The sequence below is a fragment of the Pseudomonas sp. Marseille-P9899 genome, from assembly GCF_903166565.1.
In the GTDB taxonomy this organism is placed as follows: domain Bacteria; phylum Pseudomonadota; class Gammaproteobacteria; order Pseudomonadales; family Pseudomonadaceae; genus Aquipseudomonas; species Aquipseudomonas huaxiensis.
Genome location: NZ_CAESCG010000001.1, coordinates 1940178 through 1958795 on the forward strand (window position 1 = coordinate 1940178; position 18618 = coordinate 1958795).

Here is an 18618-nt window from a genome sequence, read left to right on the forward strand (position 1 = left end):
GCGCACTTCAGCTTCGCCATGCGGGACCGGGCTGCATCGGATAATCTCGGGCGTCTCATGAGAGGTTTTCACCCATGTACCGTCCCAACCTCAACGACCTGCAAGCCTTCGTGGTGATTACCCGCGAGGGCAGCTTCACCCGCGCGGCGGCGCAGCTCGGGGTTTCGCAGTCGGCCCTGAGCCACACCCTTCGCACCCTCGAAGCGCGGCTCGGGGTGCGGCTGCTGACCCGCACTACCCGCAGCGTCTCGACCACCGAAGCCGGCCAGCGCCTGTACCTGTCCATGGCACCGCTGTTTGCCGAGATCGATCAGGAACTGGCGGTGGTCAGCGAGTACCGCGACACCCCGGCCGGCACCGTGCGCATTTCGGCGTCCGAACATGCGGCGAACAACATCCTCTGGCCCGCACTGCAGAAGGTGCTTCCCGACTACCCGGACATCCACGTCGAAATCACCGTCGACTACGCCCTCACGGACATCGTCGCCCAGCGCTATGACGCCGGCGTGCGGCTGGGCGAGCAGGTTGCCAAGGACATGATTGCCGTGCCGATCGGTCCGTCGTTGCGCATGGCGGTGGTGGGCTCGCCCGGGTACTTCGAAAACCGCCCTGCACCGCTGGTGCCGGGCGACCTTGCCGGTCACAACTGCATCAATCTGCGCCTTCCCACTCACGGCAGCCTGTTGCAGTGGGACTTCGAGAAGGACAACCGCGAACTTAAAGTCCGCGTCGAAGGCCAATGGACATTCAACAGCAGCCTGCCCATCCTGCGCGCCACGATTGCCGGGTGCGGACTGGGTTTCCTGCCGGAGGACATGGTGACCAAAGAAGTCGCCGATGGGTCGCTGGTGCGGGTGCTCGAGGACTGGTGCCAACCGTTCGCCGGCTACCACCTCTACTACCCGAACCGCCGCGAGCACTCCTCGGCGTTCCGGGTGGTGGTGGATGCGCTGCGTTACAGCCGCTGAATCGCCAGGGCCTGCGGGTTCGCGACGTTCTTTGGTTCACCGGCAAAGAACGCCCGCACATTGTCGAAGGCATCGCCGAAGTAAAGCGCGTAGCCGTTTTTCTCCACGTATCCCAGGTGCGGCGTGCACAGCACACGGGGGTGGCGCAACAGGGGGTGGCTCGGGTCCAGCACCGGTTCTTCCTCATACACATCCACGGCGGCAAAGCCCGGCCGCCCGGCATCGAGCGCCTGCAGCAAGGCGCCGGGGGCGATCAGTTCGGCGCGGCTGATGTTCACCAGCAAGGCGTCGGCCTTCATCCTCGACAGGTCGTCGAGGGTCACAATATGGCGCGTGCGCTCGGACAGGCGCAGGTTGAGGCTGATGATGTCCGACTCGGCGAAGAACGCCTCGCGCGACGCCGCAGCACAATGTCCATCGGCTTCGGCAGCGGCGCGGCTGCTCTCACTGCCCCACACCAGCACCGGCATGTCGAACGCCTGGGCATAGCGCGCCAGCCGCTGGCCGATCTTGCCGTAACCCCAGATCCCGAGAACCTGCCCCGCCACCGACTGGCCCAGATTGACCTGCCATTGACCGCGTCTGAACCCCTCGATGGCCGGAACGAGCTGACGCCGCGCATTGAGGATCAGCGCCCACGCCAGCTCCGCCGGCGCCACCGGCGAGCCGCGCCCCTCGGTCACGACGATGCCGCGCGCGGTGCAGGCGTCCAGATCGAGATGGCCGGCGACTTTGCCGGTCTGGCTGATCAAGCGCAGTTTCGGCAGCCGGTCCAGCAACGCGGCATCGATACGGGTGCGCTCGCGGGTGAGCACCAGCGCGTCCGCCTCGGCGAAGCGTGCGGCCAGTTCGTCCAGCGAGGCTGGTTGCCGCTCATGAAGGACAGTGACCTCGTGCCCGGCCAGCAGGCTGTAACAGTCGAGCGTGCGGATCACGTTCTGGTAGTCGTCGGGGATGACAATGCGCATGGTGATGGGAGCCTGCCGGTTGTGTGGGGTTAGACGATAGCTGAATGCAGGGCGGATTGATGGCTGCGCATCAACCGCCCGTTCCATTCAGTCTCCGGCTACCGGCTTGCTGGTTTTAGTGACCGATGATTCATCAGGCTTCTGGCTAAGCCAGCGAACACCTTTCCAGTACAGCCAGGCCATCAACATCAGCAGGCAGGCACCGCCCAAGGTGGGCAGCAGCAAGAACGACCAGCCAGCCTGGGTCATGAACACGATGATGGGGTTGCCACCCGCGGGCGGGTGAACAGTGCGCGTGACCACCATCAACACGGTCGCCAGAGCGCCGGCAAATGCCATGGGCAACAGACCAGGCCCAAGAGCGTGCAAGCACACCAGCCCAACCAGGGACGTCAACAAGTGCCCGCCAATCACGTTGCGCACCTGAGAAAACGGCCCTTCCGGATAAGCGAAGAGCAACACCCCGCTGGCGCCGAAGGAACCGATCAGCAACGGCTGGCCGGTGCTGACGGTGATGGCGCCCAATGCCGCAAGCCCGATGAAGGCTCCGAGCCCGATCCACAACAAGGACAAGGCCCGGAGTCGCCGAGGGGGGCCAGGTGCCTGGCCCGCTTTCGTCGTGGGTGAGGTCATTTCTTGAAGCGCGCTGCTTCTTCCGAGCCTTTGGTGGCGTTACCGGCGCTGTACGAGTGCGCCCCCACACCCGCCAGCTCGCCGCCCTTGACGATCAGGTACTCGTTGCGGATCGGCCGGTTCTCGAAATAGCACTCGAGAATCTCGCGGGTGCCGGCGGCATAACGCGCCTGGGCCGAAAGGCTGGTGCCGGAGATGTGCGGGGTCATGCCGTGGTGCGGCATGCCGCGCCATGGGTGGTCGGCCGGCGCCGGCTGCGGGAACCAGACATCGCCGCCGTAACCCGCCAGTTGCCCGCTTTCCAGCGCCGCGGCGATGGCATCGCGGTCGCACAGCTTGCCCCGCGCGGTGTTGATCAGGTACGCGCCGCGCTTGAAGTGTTTGAGCGAGTCCTGGTTGATCATGTGCTCGGTTTCCGGGTGCAGCGGGCAGTTCAGGGTGACCACATCGCAGACCTTGGCCAGGCTTTCCAGGGTGCTGTGGTACGTCAGGTTCAGTTCTTTCTCCACGGCCTCGGGCAGGCGATGGCGGTCCATGTAGTGCAGGTGCATGTCGAACGGTTTGAGCAGGCGCAGCACCCGCAGGCCGATACGGCCGGCCGCCACGGTACCGACGTGCATGCCTTCGACATCGTAAGAGCGTGCCACGCAGTCGGCGATATTCCAGCCGCCCTTGAGCACCCATTGGTGCGACGGCAGGTAATTGCGCACCAGCGCCAGGGTAGTCATCACCACGTGTTCGGCGACGCTGTTGCTGTTGCAGTAGGTGACTTCGGCAACGGTGATGTTGCGCTCCATAGCCGCCTGCAGGTCGGTGTGGTCCGAGCCGATGCCGGCGGTGACGATCATCTTCAGCTTCGGCGCCTTGTCCATGCGCTCGGCGGTCATGTAGGCCGGCCAGAACGGCTGCGAGATAACGATTTCGGCATCGTGCAGTTCGCGGTCGAGAACGCTGTCGGCACCGTCCTTGCTGGAGGTCACTACCAGTTCGTGGCCGTTGGCTTCGAGGTATTTGCGCAAGCCCAGCTCACCGGAAACGCTGCCCAGCAACGTGCCCGGCTGGAAGTCGATGGCTTTCGGGGTGGGCAGGGTCTGGCCGTCGGGATAGCGGTCCAGATGGGGCAGATCATCGCGGGCGTAGCTGTGAGGTTGGCCGGTGACAGGGTCGTCGTAAAGTACGCAAACAATCTTCGCCATTGAAGCCTCCTGATTATTGGAATGGGTCGCGCGACCGTGTCGGCGCGGTCCCGGGCAGATCGTGCTGCCTGCGGGCATCCTCAGGGAGAGCGGCGGGTGGCGGCCAATCGCTTGTTCCGATCAATAGATCAGGCAAACCGATCAGCAGTGCAGAAAGCCGTCCACGCGGCGTTGTAGGTCCAGCGACGTGAACAGCGTCAGCGCGGACTCCAGCAGCAGCGGCTGCGGATCGCGGCGCAACAGCACCAGGCCGATCTCCCGCTGCAACTCGGGCACGATCGGGATCGCGACGATTTCCCCGCGCATTTCCGCCAGGGCCAGCGCGCTGTGGGGCACCACGCTGTACAGGCCGGAACAGCGCACATGGCCGTAAAGCACCATCATCGAATCGGTTTCCACCCGTGGAGTGACCTGCACCCCAGCCTTGGCGAATGCCTCGTCCACGCCTTGCCGGCATTGCATGTTGCGGGTCAGCAGGCACAGGGGCAGTTGCGCCACCTCCTCCCAAGCCAGCGCCGGTTTGCCTTGCAGGCTGCTGTCGTCGCGGGCGATCAGCACGTAGCGCTCGGTGAACAGCGGGTAGGTATCGAAGGACTTCAGGCGGCCGTCGGACAGGTAGGTCATGCCGATATCCAGCTCGAAATTGCTGATGCCCTGGAGAATCTGCGAGGTGGCGAGCGTGTAGACCTCAAGGTTCATCCCCAGGTAGGCGATCAGGCATGAATCGGTCATCAGCGGCACCATCGACAGCACCGTCGGGATTGCGCCGAGACGCAGCGTCCCGGCCGGGCCCTGCTCGCGATGGCTCGCTTCCTGGCGCATGGCGCCACAGTCGGCGAGAATACGCCGGGCCCAGACCAGGACCTTCTGGCCATCGGCGGTGAACCCCTCGAACCGCCGGCTGCGCTGCACCACGGCGACCCCGAGGTCTTGTTCCAGGGAGCGAATCGCCTCGGACAGCGCGGGCTGCGACACGTTGCACTTCTCCGCGGCCCGGCCGAAGTGTTGCTCCTGGGCGAGCGTTACCAGGTAGGTCAGTTGGCGCAAAAGCATGGCTGGGCATTCCTTGTTCTTGTCTGGATACAGCCGATGGCTGCCGGGTCAGCGCTACCGCTGCCCGAGGCAGAGCAGGTTATCTCCATCGCGCCGACCGATATATAGTCAGCAATATAGCGATTGGCGCAAGACGACCTTCGCGGCTGTTCAAGACAAACCAGACACCCTCTACCAGGATGACCCGAATGCAATTTTCTATCCGGCGCGCCATGCCCGCCGATGGCCCTGCAATCAGCCAGGTTGCCGCGCAGACCTTCGCCTTGGCGTGCCCGGCGAATACGCCAGCGTCGGAGATTCACGCGTACATACAGGAACACCTGAAGCCAGCGGACTTCGAGCGACTGAGCCAGGAGCCGGACAAGCGCCTGTCGGTGGCGCTGCTGGGCGATACCATCGTCGGCTACAGCCTGGTCAGCCATGATCCCGAACCGTTGGGTATCGCCGGTGCCGATGGCGTCGCGGAGCTGACCAAGTGCTACGTTCTGCCCGACTACCATGGCACGGGCGCGTCCCAGAGCCTCGTCGCTGACGTCCTCGGTGGTGTTGCGGGACCGCTGCGCTTGACGGTCAACGACACGAATAGCCGCGCGATCGCTTTCTATACCCGCAACGGCTTTGCAATCGTCGGTGAAACGACGTTCCAGTGCGGGGCCGATGTCCACCGGGACTGGGTGATGCTCCGCGCGAATGGGTAAGTTCCCGCCTACATATCCAGCACCAGACGCGCACTGTGGCTACGGGAACAGCACAGCGCGATCTGCTGGTTGGAGGCGCGCTCGGCATCGCTGAGCACCTGGTCGCGATGATCGCCCTCGCCTTCCAGCAATCCGGTGAGGCAGGCCCCACACATACCCATTTCGCAGGACAACGGCACCTCGACGCCCGCCGCCAGCAGCGCTGCGGCAATACTCTGTTCGGGGCCAACAGCGACGGTCGTTCCAGATTTCGCCAGGGTCACTTCGAACGCATCGCCGACCACGCCCTCGGTCGCCGGCGCGAACGCTTCGGTGTGCACATGACTCTGCGGCCAGCCCGCCAGTGCAGCGCGTTCACGCTGCGCCGCCATGAAGGCCGCCGGGCCACAGAGGTAGAGGCGGCTTCCCGGTCGTCTGGCGAGCATCGTTTCCGGGACATGCTGCCTTGGGCTGCACCCCGTGATGCTGTGGTGCAGTTGCACGCTGCCCTCCGCAAACCCGTCGCTCAGGCGCTTGGCAAAGGCCAGTTCAGCCGGGCTGCGGGTGTAGTAGTGCAGCGAAAACGGCGTGCCGCGCGCCTGCAACTCCTCAGCCATCGACAACAAGGGCGTGATGCCGATCCCGGCCGCCAGCAACAGGTAATGCTCGGCTTCCAGCAGTGGAAAGGCGTTTCGCGGCGCGGAGATCAGCAGCTCGGCCCCCGCCGCCAACTGCTGGTGGACGAAGGACGAGCCGCCACGGGATTGCGGCTCGTGCTTGATACAGAGCAGGTAATGCCCGCGTTCACGCGGCGAACCGGCCAGCGAATACTGGCGGGTCAACCCATTGGGCAGGTGAACATCGATATGTGCACCGGCCTCGAAAGGCGGAAGGTCACCCGAAACCGGCTCCAGCCGCAGGCTTCGATTGCCCGCGCCTTGCTCATCGATAGCGCTGATGCGAACCGCTATGGTCGTCATACCCACCTCAACTCAGGAAAAAGCTGCTGATGCCGAGCGCACGCAGCCCGCGGCGGTACGCGATGGAGCTCATGTCGGCGGGAATGTGTGCCTCCAGCGCCGGGTCCAGCGGCAGGTTCTCGGGCTTTTGCGCTTCGACCAGCGCCCGGTCCTCTTCGAACACCATCAGGTTGAAGGCGTGCACATCGGCAATGGGCAGTTCCTTGTCGAAGTTGCGGGCAATGGGCGCGAACATCCGGGTTTTTCTAGCGGACACCGGTGACGCCGCATTCATGATCACCAGGCGCGCGTCATCGGGAAACTGGATGGACAGCGTCGCGGTGAACGGCAAATGCACCCGGAACTGCCGGTGCCAGACAAACCCTTCCGGCGCATGCCCATCGACACCGATTGGGTAGTTACCGACCGTGCTGTAGTAATTGGCCTCGAACCCCTTGTCGATCGGCCGGGTGCTGTACGGCGGGACCTCGGCGTTGCCCGGGTCGGCGAAAGTATCGGTATGGACCCAGGCGAAATGGGCGACATCGATAAACCCCTCCACCTGACGCCCGGCGAAGGCTTCGACCTCGAAAGCCGGGCACAGGATCTGCTGGAATTGCGGGTCGTCCCAGTGCGGCATCGCGGGGATGTCCGGGTCCAGCCCTGGCAACGCCTCGGCCCGCTGGGCCAGGCAAACCCAGATCAAACCGTAGCGTTCGGTCGCCGCGTAGGCGCGCAGGTGCATTTTCGCCGGCACCGCCTGACCGGGGCTGGCGGGAATCCGGTTACAGCGCCCGCCCTGGCCAAACCGCAGCCCGTGGTAAGGACAGACGACCCCTGCGCCGTCGTTCTCGCCCATGCTCAGCGGCACACCGCGGTGGGGACAAACGTCCCGTGCCACCACCAACGCGCCCTCGACTCGATAGAGCACCAGCGGTTCGTCCAACAAGGTGGCCTTCACCGGTGCCTGGGCGACATCGGCGGCGGCGGCCACCGGGTACCAGTGCTGGGCCAAGAGCCGCCAGTCGTTCTCTTCGAAGGTGCAGTTGGGGGGAACGCTCAGGAAATCTTGATAGGTCATCTCATCGGCTCGGTAGTTGATCCAGGGCCCGTTACAGAGCCTCTTGTCGATGGACTTTAGAGAGCCAACGTGATGCACTCAAACATCGTTTTTACACCGCCCCGTTGCAAAAAAGAGAACACCCCGGATGCTGACCCTGTCCCGCTTCACTCGCTACTTCATCGAAGTATCCCGCTGCGGGAGCATCCGCAAGGCGGCTGAAGTCCTGCATGTTTCCGCCTCGGCGATCGACCGGCAGATACTCAACGCCGAGCAGGAACTGGGGGTTCCGCTGTTCGAACGCTTGCCGAGTGGCCTGCGCCTGACCGCGGCGGGCGAGCTGATGCTGGCCAGCGCGCGCCAGTCCGAGAAGTCGTTCCGCCGGGCCCTGGAGCACATGGACGAACTGCAGGGTCTGCGCCGCGGCCACACCGACATTGCAATGATCGACGCCCTCAGCGAAGGCTTCGTCGTCGAAGCGGTCGCCGAACTGGTCGAGCGCTTTCCACGGCTGACGTTCGGCTTGCGCACGGCGCACAACCAGGAAGTGATCGATCAGGTGCTGTCGGCTGAGGTCGACCTGGGACTACTGCTCGATCCGCCGCCCACGTCAGAGTTGCAATCGAAAGCGACCGTGGAAATCCCGCTGGGCATCGCCATGCCGGTCGGCCATCCGCTGGCGGATAAAGCCGATCTGCAATTGGCGGAGACACTGGGTTTTCGCCTGTTGCTTCCGGCCGAGCCGCTGATCGTCCATCGCCACGCGCTGACGCTGTACCAGCGGCAACGGGTCAACGTTCATCAACTGACCTCCTGCAACGACATGCGCACAATGCGCTCGCTGATCCGCCAGGGCGTGGGCGTTGGCCTGCTGTCCTGGCTGGACGTCGCCCAGGACCTGCGCGCGGGTCAACTGGCGTTCGTCCCCCTCAAGCGAGGCCAGGCCAAACCCATGCTGTTGAGCCTCAGCGTCGCGGCGCAGCGGCAACTGTCCAAGGCGGCGCAGCTCACGCTTGAGTCCTTGCAGGTGCAGATGGATGACTTGCAACGCGAAATGGCCCAGGAAAACATCGCTGACCGGTCCCGCTAGACTCAATTGCACAATCCTTGGTATTGGTTTTAGCCGACACCTTCGACAGTGAAGTAAAGGAGATCGCGACATGACCCAACGGCTGCTGAACCTGCGCCTGAAGCCAGGGCCTGCCTTGGACAGAGAGGCGACAATACTGGCGGAGAAACGCTTATGAGCTTCGCGGATGTGCTGTATCGCGGGCCGGTTGACCTGACGCTGACCTACGGCGAAGCCGGCGGCCTTGGCCGGGAGGCGCAGCGCCCGGGGGCCGATCTGGTGCTGAGCCGCCGCACCAAGGATCGCCCGCTTGCCGTGCTGTTGCCCAAAGCGCTGTACCTTGATGTGCTCAAGGGCCCCAGCCGTGCTCGCCTGACCCTGCCGGACGGGCGAGTGTTCACCGGGCGTGTGACCGAGCGCACCGGTAATGGCGAGTATTTCGAACTGGTCGAGGACGGTGAGTGCGTGCAGAGCACTGATTGACTCAAGCGCTGGCCTCGCACAGCGCGCGAATCTTGCGCCGCAGCCACTGGTGCGCGGGGTCGTTCTGGAAACGCGGGTGCCACGCCTGGGTGAACAGCACGGTTTCCAGCGACATGGGCAAATCAAACAGACGGATGCGCAACCCGGCCGCCAGCGCACTGCGCGCCAGGTGCTCGGGCAATGGCAGCAGCAAGTCCGAATCCTGCAGGGCGAACAGCGCGGTAAACGGCGTGGAGACCACCAGAGCGACATGCCGCCGCAACCCTTCAGCCTCCAGCGCAGTGTCGATCGGGCCAACGGTTTTACCGCGCCGCGAGACGCCGATGTGATCCCAATGGGTGAGCCGTTCAGCCGTGATGTCGTCATCGAAAATCGGATGATTCTCGCGGGCAATTCCGACAACGGTCGTGGTGAACAGCGACTGCACACGGATTTCCGGCCCGAGCTTGCGCGAGGCACTGATGAACAGATCGATGCGGCCACTGCGCAGCGCCTCGTCGTCCACGTCATCTTCCTCGGGTGAAAAACGCAGCATCGCGCGCGGCATCTCGGTTGCTATCGCCTCCAGCAGCCGGCCCGAATGGAGGCCGACAAACGCGTCGTTGGCACGCACGTTGAAACGCCGATCCAGCGTTTTCAGATCAACATCGGCGGTGGGCTTGAACACCTGGGTCGCCTGCTCGAGCGCCGCGCGCACCTGCTCGCGCAATGCTAGCGCCCGCGGCGTCGGCACCAGCTTGCGCCCCGCCTGCACGAACACCGGATCACCCAGGGTCTCGCGGATACGACTGAGGGTACGGCTCATCGCCGGCGGACTCAGGTTCATCCGCCGAGCCGCACCGACCACACTGCCCTCCTCCAGCAGAATGTCCAGGGCGAGCAGCAGGTTCAGGTCGGGGTGCTCCATCGAGGGTCTCATCTCAGTTGCGTTAAACGGAATGTCAGGGCAACACCAATGCACCAAGTGGCATGCAAATACCAGTGCGGTGTGCGCATGGGTGAAGTGCGTGGGAAAGCATTTACCGCTCAGGAGAGCGCGATGAGGATGGCTCCTCACCTATGTCGCACCTTTCCGTTCTGGAGCTGATCGTGTCGAACTTCACCTTGTCGGTCCATGCCACCGATACCTACCCCGTCATTCGTTTCCTTCCGCAGACGGCCGTGCCTGGCTACGCAGCCCAATGGCTGGAGGACATGGGCAAACTGCTTGCCGCCGGGGTGCCCTTCGCGGTGGTCTACCCGGAAGGCTCGCAGCAGGAAGGCCATGAGGATCGTAAGGTGCGGGGGCTTTGGCTAAAGCAAAACCGCAACGAATTGGCGGCGCTGTGTCGGGTGCTGGTCAGCGTTGAGCCTGTTGCGCAAAAGCGCGAGGCGATGCAGGGGCAGTTGGCTGGGGCTAGTAAGGCTTTTGGTGTGCTGCAGGTGGTTGCTGCAACGGAGGTGGAGGCGTTGGAGCTGGCTCGGTCTTATTTGGTGGATGGGAAGGATCTAATCTAGGTGGGTGTGTTTTTTTGTTGATCCCCCGAACACCTCTCAGTATCGTCCGTTCTCCCTCCTTTCCGGCTACCGCTGCCGTGAACCGCCCAGGCGTTGACTCGCGAAGCGTTCATACAGGTTGCCGACACTTGAATGGCCGCTATCTACTGGCGCGCCTCATTTCCGATGTCACGTGTAAAGGATGATTCCATGATCATTCGTCAGGCTGCTAACGCCGACCATCCGCAACTGCTCAACACTTGGCTGCGCTCCGTTCGCGCCACGCATCACTTCTTGCAAGAGTCCGATATTGCGGCATTGCTTCCTCAACTCCGCGATATCTACCTGCCCGCTGTTGAGTTGTGGGTTGCGGTAGATAACGAGAACTGCCCGCTAGGCTTTATCGGACTCAATGAAAGCCACGTAGAGATGCTCTTCATCGAGCCGGATCTGCGAGGAAAAGGCACTGGCCGCGCGCTGTTGGATCATGCCCGCAGTTCGCGCAATCAGATGAGTGTTGACGTGAATGAACAGAACCCCGAAGCGGTAGGGTTTTATTTACATTACGGGTTTGTTCAGACAGGTCGTTCTCCGCTGGATGGCGAAGGCCGCCCTTTCCCCTTGCTACACCTGAGCTTGCCCGTCTAGGGTTTTAATCGTTTATCGCTCCTGAGCGTTTGCTTCGGAGCGATCCAATATCCATCGAGCCGGCATCCATCGCGCAAACGACTATCCCGCGTTGCCGCCCAGAAACTGCGACAGTCGTTTTTTCGTGCCGTCATCCATTTCCAGCATCGTCGATACATGATCGCCGTCGGATGTCAGAAGCTCGAACCCGGTGTCTTCCGAGTACGACTTCATGCTGGGGTAATCGATATCCTCTCGACCGGCCCACAATAGAACCGGCACCGACAACGCAGGCAAAACTGACTCATGCTCTGACTGTCCTTTAGCGCGTCGAACGCTCTTCGCAGTGACGGCTCGTCCTCAGGTTTGACCCAATCACTGACGTACGGTGCTGTCCCACTTCCAACTGATCCATCAGAGCCACGACACTCGCCGTTTGGCTTAGCTGCCCGTAGGCTGCGGGGTCCGTGCTCTTGCCACTGTTTCCGTGGGCGAGCAGGCCTGGGCAGATTACGCGATGTGACTTGGCGCGCGCTCCGATATCATCCCAATCCCACCCGCCCCACAGACAAGCCATGCCAAAACCCTCCCTCACCATCAGATCACTGTTCGCCCTCTGCCTCCTCGTCGCAACAGCCAACCACCTACATGCCGTCATCGAACACGGCTGGCTCTGGGACTACGGCTACGGAGCAACTACCGGCCTGCCAAGCCGCCTTTTTTGGGGCGGGCTCACACTTCTCGATCCGATAGCCGTGGCGCTGTTGTTCATCAGACCAAACACCGGCATTGCACTGACCGCAGCGATCATCGTGGTCGATATCATTCATAACTCGTTTTACGTGGCCTCGCATCACCAGTGGCTCGAGCCTTTCTATATTTCCCAGGTCGCGTTTCTTGTCGCGGTGTTGGTGCTGGCACCCATTGCCTGGAATCGCACAGTCGCAAACTCCAGCCCCGCTCGCTCAGCCGGCACATAAACGACACGCCATCCTTGACCGCCTTAATCCCGCCATAGAGGATTACCGCTCCCCCGAAACAAGGACGAGAACATGGTGCGGATATTAGGCAGAGCGTCTTCCATCAACGTGCGCAAGGTGCTGTGGACCTGTGCCGAAATCGGCCTCCCATTCGAGCGGGAGGACTGGGGCAACGGTTTCAAGCAGGTCGACACGCCGGAGTTCCTCGCCCTGAACCCCAACGCCATGGTGCCGGTCATTCAGGACGGCGACTTCACGCTGTGGGAGTCCAACACCATCATTCGCTATCTGGCGACGCGCTATGGCGAGGCCGCGCTGTATCCGGCCGAGGCGCGAGCGCGGGCAGGCGTCGATCAGTGGATCGACTGGCAAGCATCAGACCTGAACAGGTCCTGGAGTTATGCGTTCATGTCGCTGGTCAGGCACTCGCCTTCGCACCAGAACCCTGAAGCGCTCGCCGCCGGGCTCGCGGAGTGGGCACGATACATGGGGATACTGGATCGGCAACTCGCGAAAACCGGCGCGTATGTGGCCGGCGAGCACTTTTCGCTGGCGGACATTGCCATCGGCCTCTCGGTCAATCGCTGGTTTGAAACGCCCTTCGATCATCCGCACTTGCCAGCGGTGAGCGACTATTACGAGCGGCTGAGCGAACGCGCCGGTTTCCGCCTGTATGGACGGAACGGAACACCTTAGGCTCAATCAACACCCTGTGCGCCCACCACACTGCGGTGAGCGCACATGGCTCTCCTTACCAGTCGTGACTCAACGTCGCGATCACGTTACGGCGATTTCCGTACAGCACCGAATCCTCATAGAAGCCGGGCTCGAAATAACGCTTGTCGAACAGGTTGGTGCCGGTGATCGAAATCTTGCTGCCGGTGAGCCCGACCTTGCCCAGGTCGTAGCGCAGCGTGGCATCGGTCAGGGTGTAATGCGCGACTTTCAGGGTGTTCTGGATATTCTGCGAAGACCCCATGTACCGCTGACCAATCCCCGCACCGACACCGTCGAACACGCCCGCATCGATCGTGTAATCAAGCCAGACGCCAGCCGTGTGGCGAGGAATGGCCCGCGGGGTGTTGCCTTTGTAGCTGGTGTCTTCAGTGATCCGGGCATCGGTGTAGGCGTATGACGCGAGCACATTCAGGTTGCTTGTCAGGCTCGCCTTGCCTTCGACCTCAATGCCGCGAGAACGCACTTCACCACTCTGCACCGAATAGCCCGAATTGAGCGGATCTGCGGTGGTGACGTTTTTCTGGGTCAGGTCGAACGCCGATACCGTGACCGAACTGTTGTAGCCGGGCGGCTGGTATTTGATTCCGACTTCGTATTGCTTGCCTTCGGTGGGTTTGAACAGCGTGCCGGAAATATCGGCATTCGGGTTGGGCTGGAACGAGGTGCTGTAACTGGCATAGGGCGTGATGCCGTTGTCGAACAGGTACGCCAGGCCAATACGCCCGGTGAATTTATGGTCGCGCTGGCGGTTGTCGGTCTTCTCGGGGCCGAAGTACAGGCCCTGTTCATGGCCCTCGGCCCAGTCTTCACGACCGCCAATGGTCAACGCCCATTGACCCAGCTTGATCTGGTCCTGCAGGTACAGGCCGACCTGCTGCATCTTGCTGCGCTCATCGCGCTGCAAAGGGTCGTACCAGATCGCCCCGCCGCCATAAACGGGGCGGTACAGGTCGATCATTTCGAAGTCGGGGTCCGGGTCACCGTTGCGGCGGGTTTCTGCGGCCTTGTAATGGGAATAGTCGAGTCCGGCGATCAGCGTGTGCTGTATCGGTCCGGTGTTGAAGCTGCCCTGGATATTGTTGTCGACCATGAACGTGTCACTGTTTTTCGGGCGGTACTGCAGCCCCACATCCTGCGTACGGCCGTCGTCGTTGAGCACCGCATCCGGGCCACTGGAAAGGTAGCCGACCCGGGAATGCATGTAGCGCAGGTTCTGCTGGAACTTCCAGCCGTTGTCGAACAGGTGCTCGTAGATTGAGCCGACCGAGGTGGTTTCGACGTGGTAATAGCTGCCCTTCCAGCCCAGGTTAATGTCCGAATCGATGTGACCGTAGGGGCTCTTGAGCACCGTACCGATTGCCGGAAAACTCTGTTCCGAACCGCCGGTTTTGGTCTTGTTGTAACTGGTGAGCAGGGTCAGGGTGTTGGCGTCGTCGGGTTTCCAGGTCAGCGACGGCGCAATGTAGGTGCGATCGTCTGGTGAATGATCGACCTGGGTGCCACTGTCGCGCTGCAGCATCACCACACGCCCGAACAGGGTGCCAGCGCTGTCCAGTTGGTCACCGATATCCAGCCCGAACTGGCGACGCTCGAAGCTGCCCCCTTGCACTTCCACATGGCGGATCGGCGTTTCCTGTGGCCGCTTGCTGGTCATGTTGACGACCCCGCCCGGCGCCATCTGCCCGAACAGCACCGAGGCCGGCCCCTTGATCACATCGAGGCGCTCAAGGCCGAAGGTCTCGAAATTGGTGTCGTACTGGTTGAAGCCTGAACGCAGCCCGTCCTGATAGATACCGAACAGGTTGAACGCGCGAAAACCGCGCATGAAGATGTCCGGCGCACCCTGACCGCCTGCGTAGTCGAGCACCCGGATGCCCGGCGTGTAGGCCACGGCGGAGTTGAAGTCCTGCACGCCGCGCTGGTCCATTTCGTCGCGGGTGATCACCGAAATGCTCTGCGGAATTTCATTGATCGGGGTATCGGTCTTGGTGCCGATCGTCGTGCGTTTGGCCACGTAACCGGCCACCGGCCCCGTGCCGTTTTCCTGGGCCTGGCGGCTTGCGTCGATCTCGACCGGCTCGATCTCGATCGAGGCGTCGCTGCGCGGCAAGGGCTCCAGCACATACACGCCATCACCCTGAGACACCGCGCGCAGCCCGCTGCCCGACAACAGCCGGGCGAAACCGGTGGCAAGCGCAACGTCGCCTTCCAGTCCCTGGCTCTGCCGACCCTGCACCAGCGCAGGATCAATGGCGAGGTTGATCCCCGCCGTCGCCGCGAAGCTCGAAAGTGCTTGCCCAAGCGGGCCCGCCGGGATGGAGAAATGCTGAGAAGACGCCGCCATCAACGCCGGGCTCGCGAGCACACTCAGCGCCAGGGTGGCACCGCGCACCGCGCAGGCAAGGGAAGAATAACCAGATGAAAAACCCATGAACGCTCCGTATCGATAAGACCTGTTTGCTGAAAGGACACGCCAGCGTTGAAAAACAGGACAGGCGATACGAAACTTTTTTCAGACCGACCGGGGCTGCAGCGTGACCCAATAGCGCGTCCGGTACACCACACTGACCGGCAAGGCCCGGGCCACGGCGCTGAGCACCAGATCGGTATCACTCAATTGAAAGGCGCCGCTGATAAGCAGGTCGGCAATCTGCGGATCACAGCGCACCCAACCGGGCCGGTAACGGTTCAGTTCCCGGGTGAACGCCGCAAGCGGCATGCGCTCGACCCGCAGCACGCCCATGCTCCAGCCATCACTGCCGGGCACGAGGGGCTGCGCGGCCATCACCTCCTGGCTGTCGAAACGGACCTGGTTGCCGGCGCTCACGCGGGTGGCCTCGGCGCGGCTGTTCGGGCAGATGTCGACCGCGCCGCCAAACACGCAGACCAGGCTGTCGTCGTCTTCAAGGCGAACACTGAAGCGTGTCCCGACCGGGTACACGTTGCCCTGCTCGGTCTGTACCCGCAGCGGCCGGTTGAGCTGATCCTGCCCGGTGGTGACCAGCACTTCTCCCGAGCGCAGGCGGATCAGCCGCTGCTGGGCATCGAAGACGATATCGACGGCGCTGCCGGTGTTCAGGTTCAGACGGGTGCCATCGGGAAGGTCGATCTGTCGCTGCTCGCCGACCAGGGTTCGCTCGTCCGCCGACCAGGCGCCATGGCGCCAGACCATCAGCGCGGCAGGCCCCGCAGTCATCAGCAGTATCAGCGCCTTGAGTCCGGCGCGGCGGCTCAGTCGGTCGGCGCGATCGAGCGTGCGCACCCCGACACCTTCCGGAATTCCCTTCCACTGCTGGCTGACCCGCTGGGCAAGCTGCCAGGCACGTTCATGATCGGGGTGCTGGCTGCGCCACTGCTCGAAGCGCGTTCGCTGCGCGGCATCAGGCCCGGCCTCGTGCAGGCGAATGAACCAGCGCGCCGCCTCGCGAACCACGCTTTGCTCCAGCGGTGCCTCGCTCATAACGCCTCGGTCATCGCCAGCACCATGCACTGCTCCATCGCCTGAGTCAGATAACGCTGCACGGTCCGCACCGTGACATTCAGCATCTGGGCGATTTCGGCATAGGTATGACCATCGAGTTGCGACAACAGGAACGCCCGCCGCACCGCCGGCGGCAGGCCATGCAGCAGTGTGTCAACCGCCTGCAGCGCTTCCCGGATCAGCCATTGCTCCTCGACCGACAGCCCGGTTTGCTCGGTGTATTCAGCCAGCGTCTGCAACCAGGCCTCTTCGACAGAACGCCGCCGGTGCAGGTTGAGCATGAGCCGCCTGGCCACCGTCGCCAGATAGGCTCGGGGCTGACGCAGGTCCGGCGCCAGCGGCGTGGCTGACGTGCGAAACAGGCGCAGGAAGGTGTCCTGCGCCAGATCGGCGGCATCGCTGCGGCAGCGAATACGCCGATACAACCAGTTCTGCAGCCAGGAATGGTGATCGACATAGAGAACCGTGAAATCGCGATGCAATACCGACTCGCGCGACGATGCGCCATCCATTGGAAGACTTCCTGATATTTAGATGCAAATGCAGACGGTAATGAGTCGCAAATGTTAGCAACGTGCCGGTGCACTGACAACGGCCGGTGAGCAGGCCGGGCTGACCTGCGCAAACGCTGGGCACCCGGGCATTTGCGTGACGCCTGTTGGCGTGAGTAGAATGCGAGTAATTATCAATCATGTACTTTTCGGGATGCCGATGCGCAGCGACGATACGCTAGGTACTGCAGATCTGGGGCTGCTCTATCGCACCCACCACTCGTGGTTACACGGCTGGCTGAGCCAACGCACGGGATGCCGCGAACACGCAGCGGACCTGGCGCAGGACACGTTCGTGCGGCTGCTCAAATCCCGTCAATCAAGCCCCTTGCGCGAACCCCGCGCTTATCTGAGCAGCATCGCCCGTGGGCTGATGATCGATCAGTATCGCCGTCGCGAACTCGAACGCGCCTATCTGGAAAGCGTCGCGTTGCTGCCTCAACAAGAGGTGCCCTCGGCAGAAAGCCGGCTGCTGATTCTTGATGCCCTCGAGCGGATAGACCGCATGCTCGACATGCTTAAACCAAGGGTTCGCCAAGCCTTTCTACTTGCCCAGCTTGACGGTTTGAGCTGTACGCAAATCGCCGCAAAGCTGGACGTTTCCCGCGCGACCGTGGAACGCGACCTGGCCAAGGCCCTGCAACATTGCTATCGCTTGCGTTATGTCGATGCGTGAGCCGCAGGCGCTGGATCAGGCTGTTGTCGACCAGGCGATCCACTGGCTGGGGTGCCTGCGCTTCAATCAGGCCGATGAGCAAACACAACGCACATTTGAACAATGGCTGCTGCAGCGCCCGGAGCATCTGTTGGCGTGGCAGCGTGTGGAAACGCTGGGAGATGAATTCGCCGGCATTCCGGCGCAACTGGCCCGACAGACCCTCAATGGCAGCCACCGGGGAATGCGCCGACGGCAAAGCCTGAAACTCCTGGGCCTGTTGGCCACTGTTGGCGGCGCGGCCTGGCTCGGCCGGGATTACACACCACTGCCGGCCATGCTTGCACAGCAGCACAGCAACACCGGCGAGCAACGACACTTCCAACTGGATGATGGGAGCCTTATCCAGCTCAATAGCGACAGCGCGGTCGACAGCGATTACGACGCACAGCGTCGCCTGATCATCCTGCGCCGGGGCGAAATCATCGTGAATGTCGGCGCCGACGAACACTCGGCGCAAGCGCGACCCTTCTGGCTGCAAACACGCGACGGAATCATCCGCGCCCAGAGCACCCGCTTCCTGGCGCGCGAGCGTGACGACGGCACCCTGCTCGCGGTTCAGGGCGGCGCGGTCACGGTGTTTCCTGGTTCCAGTCACACCCTTGCCGGCAGCGACAGCAACAGCGTCCAGGCCGGACATCAACTGCTGTTCACCGCCAATGGCGCCCGTGAGTTCAGGGATAACGGCCTCGATGTATGGAGCTGGAGCGACGGGGTGATCAGCGCGCGCGATATGCGCCTCGGTGATTTTATCGAGGAGTTGTCGCGCTACCGCCCAGGCGTTTTGCGCTGCGCCGAGGCGGTGGCTGATCGTCGCGTCTCCGGCACCTTTCAGCTCGCCGACAACGATCAGGTCCTGGCATTGGTCGCGCAGTCACTGCGTCTGCGCGTTGATTATCGGACCCGTTATTGGGTGACATTGAGCGCTGCCGGCTGAGTCCAACTGCTCCTCTCTCTTGGCTGAAAAATAAATGAGGGGATTTT

The 18618-nt window shown here is 62.7% G+C and carries 21 protein-coding genes; 10 read left to right on the forward strand and 11 right to left on the reverse strand.

Going from position 1 to position 18618, the window contains the following annotated elements:
• Positions 1-74: 74 nt before the first annotated feature.
• Positions 75-968, forward strand: coding sequence for a LysR family transcriptional regulator (locus tag HWV67_RS08275; RefSeq protein WP_175650758.1), 894 nt, complete (start codon positions 75-77; stop codon positions 966-968).
• On the opposite strand, the gene HWV67_RS08280 is transcribed toward HWV67_RS08275, so the two are convergent.
• The 4 genes from HWV67_RS08280 to HWV67_RS08295 form a co-directional block, all read right to left on the reverse strand.
• Positions 956-1936, reverse strand: coding sequence for a D-2-hydroxyacid dehydrogenase family protein (locus HWV67_RS08280; protein ID WP_175650759.1), 981 nt, complete (start codon positions 1934-1936; stop codon positions 956-958). The two genes, HWV67_RS08275 and HWV67_RS08280, sit on opposite strands and share 13 nt — an antisense overlap.
• Before the next feature lie 87 nt (positions 1937-2023).
• Positions 2024-2509, reverse strand: a complete 486-nt coding sequence (locus HWV67_RS08285) for an HPP family protein (RefSeq protein WP_256680038.1) — start codon at positions 2507-2509, stop codon at positions 2024-2026.
• Positions 2510-2565: 56 nt separating this feature from the next.
• Positions 2566-3765: an NAD-dependent formate dehydrogenase gene (locus HWV67_RS08290; RefSeq protein ID WP_175650761.1), complete on the reverse strand. Its 1200-nt coding sequence runs from the start codon at positions 3763-3765 to the stop codon at positions 2566-2568.
• A 141-nt stretch (positions 3766-3906) separates the two neighbouring features.
• Positions 3907-4818 carry a LysR family transcriptional regulator gene (locus HWV67_RS08295; RefSeq protein ID WP_175650762.1) on the reverse strand — a complete coding sequence of 304 codons (912 nt, stop codon included), beginning with the start codon at positions 4816-4818 and terminating at the stop codon, positions 3907-3909.
• A 188-nt stretch (positions 4819-5006) separates the two neighbouring features.
• On the opposite strand from HWV67_RS08295, the gene HWV67_RS08300 reads away from it, so the two are divergent.
• Positions 5007-5516, forward strand: a complete 510-nt coding sequence (locus tag HWV67_RS08300) for a GNAT family N-acetyltransferase (protein WP_175650763.1) — start codon at positions 5007-5009, stop codon at positions 5514-5516.
• Between the two features lie 8 nt (positions 5517-5524).
• On the opposite strand, the gene HWV67_RS08305 is transcribed toward HWV67_RS08300, so the two are convergent.
• Both HWV67_RS08305 and HWV67_RS08310 read right to left on the reverse strand, forming a co-directional pair.
• On the reverse strand, positions 5525-6475 hold the full coding sequence (locus tag HWV67_RS08305; RefSeq protein ID WP_175650764.1) for a PDR/VanB family oxidoreductase: 951 nt from the start codon (positions 6473-6475) through the stop codon (positions 5525-5527).
• A gap of 7 nt (positions 6476-6482) precedes the next feature.
• Positions 6483-7535 carry a Rieske 2Fe-2S domain-containing protein gene (locus HWV67_RS08310; RefSeq protein WP_175650765.1) on the reverse strand — a complete coding sequence of 351 codons (1053 nt, stop codon included), beginning with the start codon at positions 7533-7535 and terminating at the stop codon, positions 6483-6485.
• Positions 7536-7662: 127 nt separating this feature from the next.
• On the opposite strand from HWV67_RS08310, the gene HWV67_RS08315 reads away from it, so the two are divergent.
• A complete protein-coding gene (locus HWV67_RS08315; protein WP_175650766.1) occupies positions 7663-8604 on the forward strand; it encodes a LysR family transcriptional regulator in 942 nt (313 codons plus the stop codon).
• A gap of 153 nt (positions 8605-8757) precedes the next feature.
• Positions 8758-9066: a hypothetical protein gene (locus HWV67_RS08320; RefSeq protein WP_175650767.1), complete on the forward strand. Its 309-nt coding sequence runs from the start codon at positions 8758-8760 to the stop codon at positions 9064-9066.
• A gap of 1 nt (position 9067) precedes the next feature.
• Here HWV67_RS08320 and HWV67_RS08325 read toward each other — a convergent pair whose 3' ends face one another.
• Positions 9068-9973 carry a LysR family transcriptional regulator gene (locus HWV67_RS08325; protein WP_175650768.1) on the reverse strand — a complete coding sequence of 302 codons (906 nt, stop codon included), beginning with the start codon at positions 9971-9973 and terminating at the stop codon, positions 9068-9070.
• A 152-nt stretch (positions 9974-10125) separates the two neighbouring features.
• Between HWV67_RS08325 and HWV67_RS08330 the strand changes: the two genes are divergently transcribed.
• Together HWV67_RS08330 and HWV67_RS08335 are read left to right on the forward strand one after the other, a co-directional pair.
• A complete protein-coding gene (locus HWV67_RS08330; protein WP_175650769.1) occupies positions 10126-10563 on the forward strand; it encodes a hypothetical protein in 438 nt (145 codons plus the stop codon).
• Between the two features lie 189 nt (positions 10564-10752).
• Positions 10753-11190, forward strand: coding sequence for an acetyltransferase (locus HWV67_RS08335; protein ID WP_175650770.1), 438 nt, complete (start codon positions 10753-10755; stop codon positions 11188-11190).
• Between the two features lie 81 nt (positions 11191-11271).
• Here the strand turns inward: HWV67_RS08335 and HWV67_RS08340 are convergent, their stop codons facing one another.
• Positions 11272-11466, reverse strand: a complete 195-nt coding sequence (locus HWV67_RS08340) for a hypothetical protein (RefSeq protein WP_175650771.1) — start codon at positions 11464-11466, stop codon at positions 11272-11274.
• A gap of 278 nt (positions 11467-11744) precedes the next feature.
• Here HWV67_RS08340 and HWV67_RS08345 point away from each other — a divergent pair, with 278 nt between their 5' ends.
• Positions 11745-12149: a hypothetical protein gene (locus tag HWV67_RS08345; RefSeq protein ID WP_175650772.1), complete on the forward strand. Its 405-nt coding sequence runs from the start codon at positions 11745-11747 to the stop codon at positions 12147-12149.
• A 72-nt stretch (positions 12150-12221) separates the two neighbouring features.
• A complete protein-coding gene (locus tag HWV67_RS08350) occupies positions 12222-12845 on the forward strand; it encodes a glutathione S-transferase family protein (RefSeq protein WP_175650773.1) in 624 nt (207 codons plus the stop codon).
• Between the two features lie 55 nt (positions 12846-12900).
• Here HWV67_RS08350 and HWV67_RS08355 read toward each other — a convergent pair whose 3' ends face one another.
• From HWV67_RS08355 to HWV67_RS08365, 3 genes are all read right to left on the reverse strand, one after another.
• Complete coding sequence (locus HWV67_RS08355) at positions 12901-15318, reverse strand: TonB-dependent siderophore receptor (RefSeq protein ID WP_175650774.1); 2418 nt, start codon at positions 15316-15318, stop codon at positions 12901-12903.
• An 81-nt stretch (positions 15319-15399) separates the two neighbouring features.
• Positions 15400-16347, reverse strand: a complete 948-nt coding sequence (locus HWV67_RS08360; protein WP_175650775.1) for a FecR domain-containing protein — start codon at positions 16345-16347, stop codon at positions 15400-15402.
• Positions 16344-16880 carry a sigma-70 family RNA polymerase sigma factor gene (locus tag HWV67_RS08365; protein ID WP_110968817.1) on the reverse strand — a complete coding sequence of 179 codons (537 nt, stop codon included), beginning with the start codon at positions 16878-16880 and terminating at the stop codon, positions 16344-16346. The genes HWV67_RS08360 and HWV67_RS08365 overlap by 4 nt, the downstream gene beginning before the upstream one ends.
• A 199-nt stretch (positions 16881-17079) precedes the next feature.
• Between HWV67_RS08365 and HWV67_RS08370 the strand changes: the two genes are divergently transcribed.
• Positions 17080-17595, forward strand: coding sequence for a sigma-70 family RNA polymerase sigma factor (locus HWV67_RS08370; protein ID WP_175650776.1), 516 nt, complete (start codon positions 17080-17082; stop codon positions 17593-17595).
• Positions 17582-18571, forward strand: a complete 990-nt coding sequence (locus tag HWV67_RS08375; protein WP_175650777.1) for a FecR domain-containing protein — start codon at positions 17582-17584, stop codon at positions 18569-18571. The genes HWV67_RS08370 and HWV67_RS08375 overlap by 14 nt, the downstream gene beginning before the upstream one ends.
• Positions 18572-18618: the final 47 nt, after the last annotated feature.